The organism is Phytohabitans maris (assembly GCF_031085175.1).
In the GTDB taxonomy this organism is placed as follows: Bacteria; Actinomycetota; Actinomycetes; order Mycobacteriales; family Micromonosporaceae; genus Phytohabitans; species Phytohabitans maris.
The window spans coordinates 1-16,015 of record NZ_JAVHUY010000062.1 but is presented as its reverse complement, the minus strand read 5'-3'; the positions used below and the strand labels follow the sequence as shown (position 1 = coordinate 16,015).

Genomic DNA, 16,015 nt, shown 5'->3' with positions numbered 1-16,015 from the left:
ACGCACCCGCGAGGCGGCTGCTATCACTCCAAGATCAACCGAATCGCACAAGATGTGCGACCTTTGGCAACGCTCAGTGCGCAGTCTGAACACTCTCGCGCAAACCTCCATGTCATCCCGCAACCGCGTAACCGCTTATCCGCGTCGCAGAACGGAAAGAGCGTCTATGGGAAATCTTTCGCGACTGCTGAAGGAGAGCTGGACCATCGTCGAGGAGCACCAGGACAAGGTCGCCGGCTACTTCTACGCCCGCATGTTCCTATCGAATCCCGAGTTGCGGTCCCTCTTTCCGGTTCATATGGACGTGCAACGAGCCAGACTACTCGGCGCGATCGTCACCGCCGTGCAGACACTCGACGATCCGGAAAGGTTCGACGACTACCTGCGGGCTCTCGGCCGGGACCACCGCAAGTTCCACGTCGGCCCGGAGCACTATCAGGTGGTGGGCGGTGCGCTGCTGGAGGCGTTGCGCACGTTCGCCGGTGAGCAGTGGGGTGTCGAGTACGAGCAGGCGTGGAGCGACGCCTACGCGGTGATCGCCAAGAAGATGATGGCCGGCGCCGACGCGGACACGAACCCGCCTTTCTGGCACGCGGAGGTGGTGTCGCACGAGCGGCGTTCGCGGGACATCGCGGTGTTTACGCTGCGGCCGCTGCAGCACCCGCTCTCCTACCGCGCCGGGCAGTACGTGAGCGTGGAGGCACCGCGCTACCGGCCGCGGCTGTGGCGCACGTACTCGATCGCCAACGCGCCGCGAAAAGACGGGACGCTCGACTTCCACGTGCGGGCGCTGGGCGCCGGCTGGGTCTCCAGCGCGCTGGTCCGCCGGGTGCAGCCCGGCGACCTGCTGCGCATCGCCGCGCCGATGGGCTCGATGACGCTCGACCGCAAATCCAACCGCGACATCGTGTGCGTGGCCGGTGGCACCGGTCTGGCACCGATCAAGGCATTGGTCGAGGAACTGGCCCGCTACAACCGCAACCGCTGGGTGCACATCTTCTACGGCGCGAAGGACCGCGAGGACCTCTACGACCTCGCCGACCTGGAGAAGCTCGCCACCCGCCACCCCTGGCTCTCGGTGGTGCCGGCGTGCAGCGAGGACGCGAGCTACGCCGGCGAGCAGGGCAACGTCAGCGAGGTGGTCGCCCGCTACGGCCCCTGGATCGACCACGATTTCTTCGTCGCCGGCTCACCCACCATGGTCAAGGCGACGCTGCGCACGCTGGCCGAGCTCCAGGTGCCGCCGATGCGCATCCGCTACGACGCGCTTAGCGAGCACTGACAGAAACATAGTGCTACCGCGACGTCCGTCGGGGTGCGGACCGTTGCGCGGGGTCCCCGGGGAAACGTGGAGCGCAGCGGAGCGTTTTCTTGGGGTGCGTTCCCGCGGCCTCGCCCTCCGCGGTTCACAACCCACTGCGGCCTGCGGGAGCCGGTCGGCGGATGTTGGTCAGGGGGTCGGCGCGTTCCGCGCCGGCCCCCGCGATCGCGCAGGGTGAGGCCGCGGGAGCAACGGTCCGGACCACCGCGGACGTCGCGGTAGCTCAGATTCTGAAACGGATCCTGGGTCGTCAGTATCGCCAGGGGTTTCCGGCCTCGCGGTACTCCTCGACGGGCACGAGCGGGACCCCGGGCGGCATCCGGTCGACGTAGAGGCGGCCTTCGAGGTGGTCGATCTCGTGCGCGACCAGCCGGGCCATGCCCTGCTCGAACGCCGTGATCACCCGGCCGCCGTCCCACTTGGCGTGCTCGACCTGCAGCGTGAGTGGCCGGGAGACCTTGCCGCGCACGTCGAAGAAGGACATGCACCCCTCGTACTGCTCGTCGGTCTCCGGCGACGACTCCACGATCCGGGGGTTGAGCAGCACGACCGGCTCGGCGGTGCGATCGGCGGGGCGCACCACGGCGGCCGCCCAGGGCAGCCCGATCTGCGGCGCGGCCAGGCCCACCCCCTTGGTGAACGTGTGCAGCTCCTCGACCCGGTCGAGCGCCCCCACGAGCCGGTCGACGACGTCACGCGCGTCCGCCTCGTCATGTGGCAGGTCGAACTGGCGGGCGGCCTGGCGGAGCGAGTCGGCGCCGCGCTGCACGATGCCGACCGCGCGCATGCGGTCGCTGGCCCGGACCGCGATCGCGAGGCCGGACGGGGGCGGTCCGTTGTGGCCGCGGAAGCGCCACTCCAGCCGGTAGCGGGCGTTGAGCGGCGGCGACTCGGTCGTCCACTCGAAGACCATCCGCTCGCCCTCCGCGCGCCGGCTGACCGGTGTGCGCAGCGGGGCCTCCTCGGCGGACAGCGAGGTCTCCACGCCCCAGACCTGCGAGTCGAGCCAGTTCGGGAAGTCGAGCCGCACGGTGAGGCGCCGGGTCGGCAGTCGCACCGCGCGCTGAAACCACTGTCCCCACTTGTCGTGACTGACCGTGTAGGCGTACTCGATGACGGTGCGCTGCCCGGGGTAGAGCGGGAAGCGCCCCTCGGAGTTTTCGAAGAGGAGCCAGACCTCCTTGAACGCGTCCCGGTCGTGCTTCTTGCGGTACTCCATCGCCTCTCGAGCCGGCTCCTCGCCGCACCACGCCTGGAGGTCGAGCTCGGCGAAGCTGAGCGGGTGCTCGCGGTGGTGGCGGTTGGACTTTTCCGGATCGTGCGGGTATCGGTCGACGGCCACCCGGATCAGGTAGCGGGTGACCGGCTCGGTGCCGGCGTTGTAGAGGGCCCGGCGGATGACGCACCGGTACGACCCCTCGCGGTAGGAGAGGGTGGCCACCTCCTGCTCCACGATCAGGCCGGTGCCGGGCGGCAGCCACTGCTCGGGCACCGGCGGGTCGCGGTGACTCGCCGCGGAGCGGGCGTGGCGCAGCTCGTCGTACTCCTGGTAGCGCTGCCAGATCGCGCCGCCCGCGCCGAGCACCGCCTCGGCACGCCGGGCGAAGTCCTCGGTGGGGCGGTGGCGGCGTCCCTCGACATGGCTGACGTAGGACGGGTCGAAGCCCATGCGGGCCGCGAGCTGCTTCTTGCTCATGCTGCGCTCGACCCGCCATCGGGCCAGCTCAGCCGCGAACGTGTCCGCAGCCCGCTCGATGGGCGATGTCGTCATCTCTTGGGTACCTCGGGCCGGGACTTTCAGTCTGCTTTCCGAGCCGCTCGGCCCAACATGAACTGGCGCGTTACCGACAAAAGCCTTGACAAACGGGCAGTTCAGCTACTCAGTCGTATCGGACAGCTACGTTCCGTAATCTCATACGGAGTGTGACTGTAGACATGTTGTGAGGAGAAAGAGAGACGCGCGCCGGATCCTCTGGTTAGCCTAGCCTTAGTACGCTAGATTGATCCGTCGGCTTGAGACCAAAGGGAAGCAGCGTGGTGGACACGTTTACGCGGCACTGGATGGGGCACTTCCCCTGCCTGACCGCGTACGTCGCACTCCGTAAGGGAGGCGACGCAAAGTGACCACCGTCGTGCCCCATCGGATCGCAGGCGCTGACCTCCTCGCGCCGATCACGTCTACGCTGCGCGCGATGTTCGGCACCGATGACCTGCCGGGCCTCACGCCGGGCCTCGTGGTGCCCGAGTTCTCCGACGCCGAGTGGATCACCGCGTCCCGCCTCGTCGACGGCAGCCGCCTGCCCGACCTGCTCGGCTCGGCCAAGCGACGGTGGCAGGCGTCCCCGCACGCGGCGGCCGCGCTGGCGTGGAAGGCGTATACGTACTGGCTCTCGCTGCCCGTGGTGCTCGGCTGGGCCTCGGCGCGGCGGGTCCCCCTGCTCTACCCCGACGACGTGCTGATGCACTTCGAAGACCAGCGGCCGCTGCTCACGCTCGCCTACCGCCGCTCGGTCGCGGTCGCGGTGCTCCCCTCCGACCCGCTGGCCCTCTCCGGCCTCCCCCAGGTGCGGGTGGTACGCGACGAGGAGGCCCTGCTCGGCGCGCTGCGGGCCGCGCTGCTCGACGCCCACCTCACCCCGATGCTCGACGCGATCCACGCCGAGGTGCGCGTTGGCGCCCGTACCCTGCTCGGCTCGGTCAGCTCCGGCATCGCGCACGGCATCCTGCGCGCGGCCGACGTGCTCCCCGGTTCGACGGCGGAGCACATCGGCACGCTGCTCACGACGCTGGGCGTCGAAGACCTGATCGACCTGGTGCCCGGGCAGCACGGCGAGCTGACGGTGCAGCGCAAGACCTGCTGCCTCGCGTTCACCCTGCCTCAGCCCAAGATCTGCGCAGGCTGCTGCATCAAGCCTTGACCTGGTACGTGGCGACCAGGACGGCCCGCGCCAGCGTGTGGAAGACGAGGTTGAAGCCGACCACCGCGTTCGAGACGTCCGGCGTCAGGTCGAGCGCCTCGACGTCGACCGCGTGGACGGCGAAGTAGTACCGGTGCGGGCGGTCACCCGCGGGCGGGGCGGCGCCGCCGTACGCCCGCGTCCCGTAGTCGTTGCGCACGTGGAAGCCACCGTGCACGTCGGCGGCGCCCTCGCCGCGGGCCAGCTCGGTGACCGAGACCGGCAGGTTGACCAGGTTCCAGTGCCAGAAGCCGCTGACGACCGGGGCGTCCGGGTCGAAGCAGCTCACGACGAAGCTGCGGGTCTCGGTGGGGAAGCCCGACCAGGCCAGGTGGGGCGAGAGATTCTGGCCACCGACGCTGTCGTGGGCGAAGGCCGCGTCGAACGGCTGACCTTCGTCGAGGTCGCTGCTGGTGAGCGTGAACGACGGTACGGCCGGGAGCAGCTCGTACGGGTCCGGTGCGATAGGACGGTCAAGACTCATACCGTCATCCTCGCACTCGGCGCATGTGGTGGCGGAGAAGCCGAGTCAGCAGCTGGGCGAACTCGTCCCGCTCCTGCGGCGACAGCGGGGCGAGCAGCTCGTCCTGGATCCGTACCAACTGCTTTTCCAACCGCCGCAGCTGCCGCCGGCCCGCGGCGGTGATGGTGACGACATTGCGCCGCCGGTCCTCGGGGTCCGGCGCCCGCTCGACGTAGCCCCGCTCGGCCAGCTCGTTGATCGTCGCCACCAGGTCGCTGAGGTGGACACCGCCGCGCCGGCCGAGCGTCGCCTGGCTGGCCGGCCCGAGCTCCTCCAGCGTGGTCAGCACGCGGAAGTGGTACCCCCGCGCGTCGAGGGTGGCCAACCCCTCCGACACCAGCCGGCCGGCGTGGGTGGCCGTCTGGGTGAGCAGCCAGCTGGGAAGCTCCCACATGCGCGAGGAGGACGCCGGCACCTCGTCGGGAGTCTGCATATTTCGCACCCTATGGCGCCGTCCATACCGCCCATGCGTCGTTGAGGATACGGTCCGGGGTCGAGTGGCGCGGCTCCCAATCCAGTCCCGCCCGGGCCCGCGCGATGTCGGCGATGAGGTGCGCCGGCTCCGGCTTGGGCGGGTTGTGCTTGACCGGTACCCGCCGGCCCGTGACCACCTCGGCCGCCTCGATGATCGCGGCCATGCTGGTGCCGGTGCCGCTCCCGATGTTGTAGGTCTGGCTCTCCCCGGGCCGCGCGCGGTCGACGGCGCTGGTCACGGCTTGCGCGACGTCCGTTATATGCACGAAGTCCCTCGTCGCCGAGCCGTCGCCGTTGAGCGTCACGTGCGGCAGCTCGCCCGTGATCGCCCGGAAGACGTTGGGAATGATCCGCGTCGGGTCCGCGTCACCGACGCCGGCGACCGCGCCGGAGATGTTGAAGCAGCGCAGGATGACACCGCCGACCGCCCCGGTAGCCGCATGGGCGGCGACCATCTGCTCGGCGGCGACCTTGGAGGCGGCGTAAGGGCTCTCCGGATTAGGTGGCAGGTCTTCGCCGAGCGCGCCGGTCTGCCGGCCGCCGTAGACGATGCTGCTGGACGCCAGGACGAACGGGACCGGACGGTCGAGGGCGAGCAGGAGGTTGAGGGTGCCGCCGACGTTGACGTCGAAAAAGGCGAGCGGGTCGGCGAACGAGTCGCGGGCCCGCGTCAGCGCGGCGAGGTGGCAGACAGCGTCCGGCCGCACCCCCCTCACAAACTCGGCGACCGTCCCGCGGTCCCGGACGTCGACGCCGGTACGGCGGCCGAGCACGGCGACCTGATGGCCGGCGGCGCCCAGGGCGTGGCAGACGGCATGGCCGAGATACCCCTGACCACCCGTGACGAGTACACGCATGACGACCGTCAACGCACGGCTTTGAGAGTGCGGGGGCGGAGGGGGATCACGTTCGTCGGGTCCGGCCTCTCCGGTGCGGGCTCGTGGGGAAGCTCGTCGGCGGTGGCGTGCTGGGCCAAGACGTTGAGGGCGAGCTCCTCGGACCAGGCGGCCATCGCGGCGAAACGCTCCGTCCGTACCCCGGCGCCGTGCACGATCTCCGCCATCTTCCGCAAGGCACGTGGCTTTTCGGGCGGCACGTAGCCCGGCTCGCGCCTGTTCCAACCGCGGGAGCTCATCTGCTTGTACAGGCTCAGCGCCCGGTCGCCGTCCACCGTGCCCAGCTCCTTGGCTCGGCGCACCAGGCTCTTCACCGACACACCCCAGATGGTCTTGAGCATCACCAGCGCACTCAACGTGGGGTTGTGCGGCATGGCGCCCCGCAAGGCCGCGAGGGGCGTGAGAAGCTCCGCCGCGAACCTGTCGGCCTCGGCCTCGATCTCCGGGCCGGTCTGCCCGGGCTGGTGCAGCATCAGGTGACCGATCTCGTGCGCGACGCTGAACCGCACTCGGTCCCCGGGTACCCCATCGAGCAGTGCGATGACCGGCTCGTCCTGGCGCCAGGCGCAGAAGGCGTCGAGCGTCTCGATCGCGTACGGCAGGCCGAGGACGGTCACGCCCGCCCGCTCTGCCGCCAGGATGAGGTAGGGAAGCGGCTGGTGCGGGGAAAACCCCAACGTCCTCCTCGCCTCGGCCGCCGCCTCCTCCGGTGTGGCACCCGGGGTCGGCCGCAGCCGGACCGGCAGGGCGCGCGCCCCGTGGCGCAGGTTCTGGTACTCCTCGTCGACAAGTCGCGCCCACTGCAGCGCGGCGGACTTTTCGCCCTGGGTCAGCCGGCTGCGCGACCGCATCTGCGGAGACAGGATCGAGAAACCGGGCGTCGGGGTCCGCGAAAAGAAGCCGACCGCAACGCCCGTAACGGCAGCCACCAGCGCCAACGACTCATCGTCGATCGGCGCCAGGTCCTTTTCGATCCGCGACAGCCGCGACTGGCTGAGCGAAGGCACCTCCTTGACGAGGTCGGCTTGCGTCAGCCGGTGCATCTCCCGCACCTGCCTGATGCGCTCGCCGTAGATCATCTCGTCTCCTAGGCCAGCTCTTCCGCCTGCCAATCGGGCTCAAGGTCAACCAGGTCTTCCGCCCGCAGCTTAGCCATCTCCCGGGAGATCTTTCCGCGCCACTCCACCCGCAGGTTGGCCTTCAGGTTGTCACCGCCCAGCGGACGGACGAGAGTCAGCGGATCGGTGAGAACGCCACCGTCGTCGCCCCAAAGCAGCAGCAGGTTGTCGGTCTCCAGATCCGGGATCGCCGACGCCTGCCGCCAAAAGTCCTGCCGCGGCTTGGAGGAGCCCGGCACCGGTATCTCCACCTCGCGGCCGCCTTCATGCTGGGCGTGCAGGACGCGCACGGCGAAGCCTTGATGGTGGATCAGGATCCCGGACAGGTTGAGCGCCGCGGTCTCGTCGACCTGCCTGGCAGACAGACCCTCCCGCTCAAGGACAGCGCAAGCCCGGCGACGGGCGAGGTGCAGGAAGAGGTGCGGGTCGTCGGAGCGCCGGTAGAGCATCTCGGTGTGGTATCGCTGGGCCTCTTCGAGCCCCTCTTCCAGGCTGTGGAAGATCGTGGCGAAGGTGGGGTGGAGGGCGCTCAGGGCCCGCCCGTACGAAGCCATGGGCATAAAATGACACGGAACTTCATACATGTCACCGCGCCGCGCCGCCGCTGCGTGGTGACGCCGGGAGCGGAGGGTGTGGGATTCGAACCCACGATGAGTGTCACCACCCATAGCGGTTTTCAAGTCCACTCGCTCTTTTGGATGTCTGGCCTCTGTGACCTGCTGTTTCTTCCTCCGCTCGTCTCCGGTCATCGTCCCTTCCCCCCGTTGCGCCCCCGCCCCCGACTCGCCCGCAGCGCCCGCTCGATCCGCCGGTTGATCTGCTCCTCTTCGCCGTCGATGCACCCGGCGTAGACCTTGAGCAGCACGGCCACTCCGTGACCGGCGCGACGTGCGACCTCGGTTGCCGGAACGCCGCCGTTCAGCCAGAGCGACACGGCCGCGTGCCGCAGGTCGTACGGCCGGCCGGCGAGCGGCGAGGCGACCTGCTCGGCGGTGAGCGCCTTCTCCCGCGCGTCACGCCACACCCGGCCGTAATTTTGACACCCGCCCCGACACCCCGCTTACGACCCAGCCGACGACCGACCAGAACCAGAACAGTCCACACAGGACCGCCGCGACACCACCCGCCCAGCGCACGACGCTGCCAGAGCGCGCAGCTCCGCGCGATGCGTCGCGAACTTCCAGCCGTTACCCCGACACGACGGGCATGAAGGCGCCGCGATTGCCGCTGCTGTACCCACTGGTGGTCTGCCTTCCCGGTCGATGCGTCCCCACGTCGCCAATAGCTCCAGCCATCGACTTGGGTCGCGTGGGATTTCGTTGTGCTACGCATCGTGAAGGCGTTGGCGCAACCAACCACGTACCGAGATGTGACCCGCACGAGATTGCGGACGAGCACCCGCACAAAGTCCGGGTTACGTCTCGCTAACGCGACAGAAGCCGCTTGAGCTGCGCGGTCACCCAGGCGGGTTCGAACCGCTCGACCACCTCGCCACCGGTACCCGACGCTACCGCAGCCGGCTCCAAGAGTCCGGTGTGGATATCAACGAGGACCGCGCCGGCGTTCCTCAACAACATGAGGTTTCCCGCCCAGGCTGGATGTCCCCAGAGCTTGTTATTGACCATCGGCACCAGCAGCATGGGCAATCCGGTGCCCAGCGCCTCGCAGACCACTGCCAGGGCATAGGTATCTGCGGCACCAGTCGCCGCCTTGTTGATCGTATTGAAGGTGGCCGGACACACGACGACCGCAGACGGCGGCCCGCCACGCTTGGCCTGCTCCGGCGAACGGAACTCGAACCGCGGCGCCTCGCCCGTCACGGCCGCCACCGCATCAGCGTCCAGCCAGGCAGCCGCCGCAGGCGTAGCAACCACGGTCGGCCGCCACCCCTCCGCACCCAGCGCCGCAACCAGATCCGGCGTCCGCCCAGTAAGCGGCGCGCCGGAAACCACGACCGTAATGTCTGTGTCGCTCATCGCCAGCTAGTCCAGCACCCCGGCCTGCACGGCAAGGCCATGCAGCGCGCTGCTCTTCACGCCGTGCCGCTGCCGGCCCAGCATCTCGCGTACCAGCTCCCGAACGATGACGTTGTACCGGACCGACTCCGGCGCCAGCTGCTCGGCCTCCATCAGCTGCAACAGCGCTTCGGCATCCCGCTTGCGCTGGGCATGCGCCCAGGCGAGATCAAGGTGCACCTGCGCCCGCCGGCTATTCAGCCCAGCCGGCAGACGCTCCGGATCGACCGGCTCGGCCAGACGCAACGCCTCGGCAGGATCGCCCAGCTCGGCCGCCACCGACACACGATGAATGGCAACGTTCGTCGCGCCGAACGCCGTCCACGCGAAGTTGCCATCTTCACCCAGCATGTCCGCAAGCTGGTCGGCCAGGTCGAGCCGGCGGAGCGCCTCGGCTCGATCGGTCCGGCGAGACGCGATGACCGCCGCGATCAGCCACAACGCACCCGCGACAGAAACCAGCGTTGGCGCGTCCCGCTTGGTATGGCGCTGGATCTCCACGGCCATCCGCACGGCTAGCGACTCGGCGTCCTCGGGCCGGTCGCTCCGCAGCAACGCGCACACCACCTGGTATGCCGCCATCCCACGCGCGGCAAGCGAATCAGCGTCGACGGCAGCTGTCGCGCACCGATCCGCCGCTAGCAGCGCCAGATCACCGGCGCCCATCTTCGTGAGAAGCTTTGCCGCTACCGCGTACGCCGACACATACTCCAACAGAGCATCGCGCCGGATGTCGCCGACCGCCGACCGGTGCAAGACATCAGACGCGCCCAGTAACCCCGGCAGGCCGGCGATGACTTCGTCATACCGGGCCGCCTGGTACGCCTGGTGCGCACCCACGACCTCCGCACGCATCACGGCCAGGTCGACCGGCTCGACCGACGCGGCTGGGAACAGGTTGTCGAACTGCGAGAAGAACCGGCGAACCTCACCCAGCCCGCCAGCGACCGTGCCGCCGTTGGGCGCGTACTGCCACGGCACACCGGTCAACGCCTCGACCTCGACCCGCAGCACCTTCGCCATATCCAGCAGTACCGAGAGCCGGGTCGACGGAGCGGATACCGCGCTCTACCTGCGACAACCATAACTCAGACCGGCCGACCAGCCCAGCGAGTGCCGCCTGACTCAGCCCGCGCCGACGCCGGTACGCCGCGATTCGCTCCCCAACCGACCCGGACACCACTGGTCCACGATCCCACAGGCGCCTGGAAACCTACAGCCACGAGCTTGGCGAGCACCGGTTCGCCACTCGCGAACCGTGCCCGACTCCATCGGCGTGTGGCCCCAGATGAATACGCCAGCAAGCGTCCGCCGTGGGTTCGCCGTCGGTCCGCCCGCCAGCGAACACGAGCACCGCAATGGGGCATAACCACGTCGATCTAACGTCAACGGAAGACTAAGGTGCAACCAACGGCGTCAGACTTCGGAGCGTTAAGGCGGGACGGATCACATGCAAGTTGCCAGCAACGGTCGAACAGTGGCCAACCTTCTGGGCGGAGCCTTCTACAAGATCCCTCGCTTCCAGCGTCCGTATTCCTGGGACCGCAGCAATGTGGAGGAGTTCTGGACCGACGTCGTCGAAAGTGAGGGCGACTACTTCATCGGTTCGATGGTAGTCTATACTAGTGGAGGAAGCGGCGCGTTTGGGCTGGTGGACGGCCAGCAGCGCCTCACAACGATCACCCTGCTACTCGCCGCGCTGCGCAATGCGTTCCGTGACCTGGAAGCCGACAAGGAGGCCACCGGTCTTCAAACCATGATTGAGCGGGTGGACGCGCAGGGCAACACCCGCTTCGTACTACAGACCGAAACGTCGCACCCGTTCCTTCAAGCACGAGTGCAAGCAATGCCAGGCTCTGCCCACAAGGAACAGCCGGCGAAGCCAGAAGAAAAAGCCATCGAGTCGGCTTTCCAGCTCCTCCGAGCACGCGTACGGGCGGTCGTAACCTCGATTGATTCTAATCCGACCATAGCGGAGGCTAAGAGGAAGGCGACGAAGGTCATGGAGCTTAAGAAGCTCCGTGACAAGATTCTTGGGCTGACCGTTGTCCTTGTGGAGGTTGATAACGAGGACGACGCAACCATGATTTTCCAGACGATGAATAGTCGCGGCAAGGACCTTGAGGTCTCGGACCTGGTCAAGTCGCACGTCTTCGCACTGCTCAAGCCCACCAACGTGGATCTCGACCAAATTCGCGATAGGTGGAACGGCATCCTAGACAGCTTCGCCAAGAGTTCAGCGGACATCAGCATGAACCGCTTTCTTCTGCACAGCTGGCTGTCGCGCCAGGACTATGTTGGCGAAAAGCAGCTTTTTCGGTCGGTTAAGGCTCAGGTAAAGTCCAACAACGCCCAGGAATTCCTCGACTCACTCATCACCGACGGTGAGCTATATCGGCAGGCACAGGAACCCAGTTATCGCGATTGGAAGAAACCCCAGCTTCCCGTAAAGCACGCGCTTGGTGCGTTGAGCCTCTTCCGAATGCGGCAGCCGCTACCTATGATCCTCTCGTTATTGCGGGCATATGAGGCCGACGAGATCAAGCTTAAGACTCTCATCAAGGCCGTTCGAGCACTCGAGGGATACCACTTCGTCGCAACGGCCGTGGCAAACCAGCCTAGCTCTGGCGGCGTAAGCCGGATGTACTCAGCAGCTGCTCGTGCACTAGTAAATGCGAAGAACGCTGATGCCCGAGTTCAAGCGATCGACGAGCTGCTCGATAAGCTCCGCACGCGGCTTCCATCGTACGCAGAGTTCGAGGCGTCGTTCCTCGAACTTAAGAGCAGCAAACTGTTCCCACTTCAGGCGCCACTGGTGCGATACGCGCTAATAAGGCTTCATATCGCTCAGTCGCTTTCGGCCCCGCCCGTCGACTATGACCAGATGACCGTTGAGCATATCGCGCCTCAAGGCGGGAAGAAGGTCGATGTGCGGCCGGCTGATGCAGCGCGTATTGGAAACCTAATCCTGGTTAGCAACGAGCTAAATGACGAACTTGGCGACAAGCCGTTCGCCTCAAAGAGGACCATCCTGGCAAGAGCGAAGATGGAACCGGATATCACTGCAGAGTCACAATGGACCGCGAAGGAAATCGAAGAGCGAGCTAAACGTCTAGCGACCCTAGCGTACGAGGAAGTGTGGCGTTTCTAATAGCCCCGCTCATCGCATACGGCTCGGAGTCAGCATAGCCATCCGGTCGTTAAGGCCGCGCGCTCGGCTCTGGGGCCGGTGAGACTCCGGCTAGGACGGCGCGCGCTGCCGATGCCGAGTTGTATCTAATAGTGCATTCCCACACGCGGACCACTAGCCATCCAGAAGCCTCAGCAATCCGTGAGCTTCGTTCGTCCCTTTCGCGATTTCGGCGCATCTTTTCTTCCCACAACACCGCGTTTGGTCCAGTAAAGGGAGTCTTACGGCCGTGCACCGGGCAAGAGTGCCAATAGTCGCCGTCAACAAATACCGCGATCCTCCGCCTAGGAAGCGTGATATCGGGCGTACATCCTGGGGCGATATTGGGGTGTAGGCGGAACCTGGCCCCTATCCTATGAAGTGCGCTCCGAAGCAGCCGCTCCGGCTCAGTGTTCTTTTTCGAACGCTGGCGAAGATGCTGACCGGCAACCGTAGACGCCCACTTCTTCGTCACGGGTCGATCCTAGTACGCGGCAGAAACCCTGGTAAGAGCCCCAATGACTCTTTCGGCAAGCAGTGGCGGGACCGAGTTGCCAATCTGGGCTTGGACGGAGTTGCGGGTGCCAACAAACTCGAAGTTGTCGGGAAACGTGAACAGTCGTTTAAGTTCAGGCACTCGCAGGCGGCGGTTGTCCCAATGAAAGGGGCCAATATAGGGACCTGGCTGTGCCTGAATCGTGGGGGATGGACGGTCCGGCGACAGCTTGAGGAGGAAGGACCAATACTTTCCACGCCATTTGAACTGTGGGTTAGGGTGACCACGATTCTCGGTATAGAAGAGGTAGTTGTCGCCCGGGGGTATATCCTTCAAAAGATGTCCGTACTTGCCTCCAACGATCTCGCTCGGCTCCGGCTCCGTAACTAGGTTCTCCAGGACCTCGCCCGCAGTTACATGAGGACGATCGAGCTTGCCAGTAAGTGTGCTCTCCCACTTTCCGCCATGCGTGGGTTCAGGGTGAGTTGGGACTGGCTCACTCTTCGGAGCCCCAACTACAAATAGCCGCGGTCTTGCCTGCGGCACGCCATAGTCGGCTGCGAACAACACCTTCCACGCGCAGTGGTAACCTGCCTCGTCAATTTCTCGCATTAGGCGCTCGAAGGCCGGCTTGCTAGCCTTGTTGTTGTAAGTCAACGCGTACACGTTTTCGAGAACAAATCGACGAGGCTTGGCCTCACGCAGTACCCGTGTGTATTCCTGGAGAAGCGAGGCAGTGGGGTCTAGGCCGTCGCGCTTCCAGTCCAGCCAGAACCCTGACTTGGAGAACGGCGTGCAAGGGGGGCCACCAATGAGCAGGTCCGGTCGCTCCCCTGTGCCCAAACCTGCGGCCGTCAGGATCTCCTCGGTGGACACGGTCAGGATGTCTGACTGAATGACAGGGGCGACGAGGTGCGGGAAATTCTTCTCCATCGTCGCGGCAGCATCGCGGTCCCACTCCACAGCGGCTCGGACCTCGTACCCAGCTCGCTGAGCGCCAAGGTCGAGGCCGCCGGCCCCGGAGAACAAAGATATGGCCACGCCTCTGGTTCCCACGGCATGATCATGCCAGACCCGCCCTGCCACGCGAGGAACCGAGTTTGGCGAGTCCTTCATATGCTGCGACCTTCCGTGGTAGACGTGCCCTCGGAAGCGGCCCTGTACGCAGCGAGTTCTTGCCTGGTCGCCTCCAAGGCAAGCTCGTACTGTCGCTGAACCTCCTGGGAGATGGTGAAGTGAAACCTCCGCCAGTAGCCGTAGAAGGCCGCCGGCGTCTCGAAGGCCCCTCTCCCCAAGCGAAGATCATCGATGTTCTTTACTGCCCCGATGTACTCGCGCGTCTTCGATGACCGGCTGCGACTGGCGATACGCCAGGGCTCTTGGACGATGATCTCAAGGTCATCAACGCGATGTGGTAGGTCCGGTCGCAACGTGTAGATCGCAATCAGGTCAAGGTGTGACACATAGTCATCGAACGGTCTCGGTACCCCAGGCCAGTGCAGGGTTGGGTGCCTAAAGTAGGTATTTCCCGTATATAGGGTGATTGCACTCTGCGTCGTATTCCCACTCGCCGATCGCCGCGCGCACTTGACATCAATCGCGTGGAAGCCGCCGCCAAAGGCAGCTCCGCTGATCTCTAAGTCCGGGTAGCCTCGCTCTGAGCCGCGTGACGCCTCCGCGCCGTCGATCTGACGGAGTCTCGTCAGGACGAAATCCACAATGGAGACCTCAAGCACATTGGCAAGAGCCGCCGGCTCCTTCGGAAGCGGCAGGATGTGGCCGCCTGAAGCTAGTCGTGCTTCGAGTTCGGCCGCGTCGGCCGCATGGACTGGCCAGACCGCCATCTCGCTGTCTCGCCGGAACACACCACGAAGGTCGAACCGATAGTCCTGACATTGCCCTCGGAGCCACTGCTCGAGATCAAGCACGTCCACAAGGACAGTAGCCTGCCAGACCTTTCACGACGCGTCACCTCGGGCGGCCACGGGACTTTCGCTCCGGCCTCCGAGGGCCTTCCTTCCACTAGCTGAGGATGCGTCAAGCGCGTCCGTTGCACACCTTCTAGACGAGTAGTTCCGATGTCGGGGGTCGATGCGAGGGCATGAGGGAGGGTGTCGATGATCATGTTGTGACGCAAGACCTCGACACCCTCTTGACCGCACTTTACGTGAAGATCGATGACACGATCCGGACGCCGCGATGGTTGGGCCGGCCGCCGCTGCTGACCGACTCCGAGCTGGTCTGCCTGGCCGTGGCCCAGGTCCTGCTCGGCGCCCGGTCGGAGGCGCACTGGATCCGCTACGCCCGGATCCATCTACGCGCCTGGTTCCCCTACCTGCCACAACGCCCCGGCTACAACAAGCGGCTCCGTGCCGCCCTGCCGCTGATCAAGAAGACCATCCGGGACCTGGCCCGTGACAGCGACTTCTGGTTCGACAACCACTGGATCGTCGACTCCACCCCGATCCCGTGCGGCATGTCCCGCCCGACGGTGAAACGCTCGGACCTGGCCGGGTGGGCCGGATACGGCTACTGCGCCTCCCACTCACGGTTCTTCTGGGGCCTGCGCCTGTATCTGGTGTGCACCCCGACCGGGATGCCGATCATGTGGGCCCTGGCCAACCCGAAGATCGGCGAACGGGAGGTCCTCGCCGCGATGCTCGAGGTCGAAGCCGGCGTGGTCGCCGAGCACACCGGCATCCTGATGATCAGCGACAAGGGCTTCGCGTCCAAGACACTCGAGCGGGACCTGGCCGAGCAGGGTATCCAGTTGCTGCGGCCCTCTCGCAAGCGGGACAAAGCCCGCTACGGCGAGGCGCTGCTCAAGAAGGTCCGGCAGCTGATCGAGTCGGTCAACGACACCCTCAAAGGTCAACTCGACCTCGAACAACACGGCGGACGGACCTTCACCGGAGTCGCCGTCCGCATCGCCCAACGCCTACTGGCCATGGCCGCCGCGATCTGGCACAACAACAAGACCGGCGCACCGATCACCCGGTCACTGATCGCCTACGACCACTGACCGACATCGGAACTACTCGTCTAG

General features: G+C 66.1%; 16 protein-coding genes and 1 pseudogene. 4 read left to right on the top strand and 13 right to left on the bottom strand.

Annotated features, from left to right (window positions below; genetic code table 11):
* Positions 1-166: 166 nt before the first annotated feature.
* Entirely contained in the window at positions 167-1,282 is a 1,116-nt protein-coding gene (locus RB614_RS40295; RefSeq protein ID WP_308717995.1) for a globin domain-containing protein, read from the top strand.
* A 289-nt stretch (positions 1,283-1,571) separates the two neighbouring features.
* On the opposite strand, the gene RB614_RS40290 is transcribed toward RB614_RS40295, so the two are convergent.
* The gene (locus tag RB614_RS40290; protein ID WP_308717994.1) at positions 1,572-3,092 is read right to left on the bottom strand and encodes a peptide deformylase; all 1,521 of its coding nucleotides are present in this window, start codon (positions 3,090-3,092) and stop codon (positions 1,572-1,574) included.
* 361 nt (positions 3,093-3,453) lie between these two features.
* Between RB614_RS40290 and RB614_RS40285 the strand changes: the two genes are divergently transcribed.
* Positions 3,454-4,239: an IucA/IucC family C-terminal-domain containing protein gene (locus tag RB614_RS40285; protein ID WP_308718047.1), complete on the top strand. Its 786-nt coding sequence runs from the start codon at positions 3,454-3,456 to the stop codon at positions 4,237-4,239.
* Here the strand turns inward: RB614_RS40285 and RB614_RS40280 are convergent.
* From RB614_RS40280 to RB614_RS44545, 9 genes and pseudogenes are all read right to left on the bottom strand, one after another.
* Positions 4,229-4,762, bottom strand: coding sequence for a YbhB/YbcL family Raf kinase inhibitor-like protein (locus tag RB614_RS40280; protein WP_308717993.1), 534 nt, complete (start codon positions 4,760-4,762; stop codon positions 4,229-4,231). The two genes, RB614_RS40285 and RB614_RS40280, sit on opposite strands and share 11 nt — an antisense overlap.
* Positions 4,763-4,766: 4 nt before the next feature.
* On the bottom strand, positions 4,767-5,234 hold the full coding sequence (locus RB614_RS40275; protein WP_308717992.1) for a MarR family winged helix-turn-helix transcriptional regulator: 468 nt from the start codon (positions 5,232-5,234) through the stop codon (positions 4,767-4,769).
* A gap of 10 nt (positions 5,235-5,244) precedes the next feature.
* Positions 5,245-6,132: an NAD-dependent epimerase/dehydratase family protein gene (locus tag RB614_RS40270; RefSeq protein WP_308717991.1), complete on the bottom strand. Its 888-nt coding sequence runs from the start codon at positions 6,130-6,132 to the stop codon at positions 5,245-5,247.
* 8 nt (positions 6,133-6,140) lie between these two features.
* Entirely contained in the window at positions 6,141-7,250 is a 1,110-nt protein-coding gene (locus RB614_RS40265; RefSeq protein ID WP_308717990.1) for an XRE family transcriptional regulator, read from the bottom strand.
* A gap of 8 nt (positions 7,251-7,258) precedes the next feature.
* Positions 7,259-7,843 (bottom strand): hypothetical protein, encoded by a 585-nt coding sequence (locus RB614_RS40260; RefSeq protein WP_308717989.1) that lies wholly within the window; start codon positions 7,841-7,843, stop codon positions 7,259-7,261.
* A gap of 191 nt (positions 7,844-8,034) precedes the next feature.
* A pseudogene (locus RB614_RS40255) lies at positions 8,035-8,322 on the bottom strand (hypothetical protein); the annotation flags it as partial.
* Positions 8,323-8,713: 391 nt separating this feature from the next.
* Positions 8,714-9,265, bottom strand: coding sequence for a flavoprotein (locus RB614_RS40250; RefSeq protein WP_308717988.1), 552 nt, complete (start codon positions 9,263-9,265; stop codon positions 8,714-8,716).
* Between the two features lie 6 nt (positions 9,266-9,271).
* Positions 9,272-10,327, bottom strand: coding sequence for a tetratricopeptide repeat protein (locus RB614_RS40245; protein ID WP_308717987.1), 1,056 nt, complete (start codon positions 10,325-10,327; stop codon positions 9,272-9,274).
* Positions 10,233-10,484 (bottom strand): helix-turn-helix transcriptional regulator, encoded by a 252-nt coding sequence (locus RB614_RS44545; RefSeq protein ID WP_428983209.1) that lies wholly within the window; start codon positions 10,482-10,484, stop codon positions 10,233-10,235. Before RB614_RS44545 ends, RB614_RS40245 begins: the two co-directional genes overlap by 95 nt.
* Before the next feature lie 297 nt (positions 10,485-10,781).
* Between RB614_RS44545 and RB614_RS40240 the strand changes: the two genes are divergently transcribed.
* Entirely contained in the window at positions 10,782-12,455 is a 1,674-nt protein-coding gene (locus RB614_RS40240; RefSeq protein WP_308717986.1) for a DUF262 domain-containing protein, read from the top strand.
* A 49-nt stretch (positions 12,456-12,504) separates the two neighbouring features.
* On the opposite strand, the gene RB614_RS44540 is transcribed toward RB614_RS40240, so the two are convergent.
* The 3 genes from RB614_RS44540 to RB614_RS40230 all read right to left on the bottom strand — a co-directional run bounded on the left by RB614_RS44540 (position 12,505) and on the right by RB614_RS40230 (position 14,897).
* Positions 12,505-12,948: a very short patch repair endonuclease gene (locus tag RB614_RS44540; protein WP_428983208.1), complete on the bottom strand. Its 444-nt coding sequence runs from the start codon at positions 12,946-12,948 to the stop codon at positions 12,505-12,507.
* Between the two features lie 9 nt (positions 12,949-12,957).
* On the bottom strand, positions 12,958-14,010 hold the full coding sequence (locus RB614_RS40235; protein ID WP_428983210.1) for a DNA cytosine methyltransferase: 1,053 nt from the start codon (positions 14,008-14,010) through the stop codon (positions 12,958-12,960).
* Positions 14,011-14,081: 71 nt separating this feature from the next.
* Complete coding sequence (locus RB614_RS40230; protein ID WP_308717984.1) at positions 14,082-14,897, bottom strand: type II restriction endonuclease; 816 nt, start codon at positions 14,895-14,897, stop codon at positions 14,082-14,084.
* 200 nt (positions 14,898-15,097) lie between these two features.
* Here RB614_RS40230 and RB614_RS40225 point away from each other — a divergent pair, with 200 nt between their 5' ends.
* Complete coding sequence (locus RB614_RS40225; RefSeq protein WP_308717983.1) at positions 15,098-15,991, top strand: IS982 family transposase; 894 nt, start codon at positions 15,098-15,100, stop codon at positions 15,989-15,991.
* Positions 15,992-16,015 lie beyond the last annotated feature (24 nt).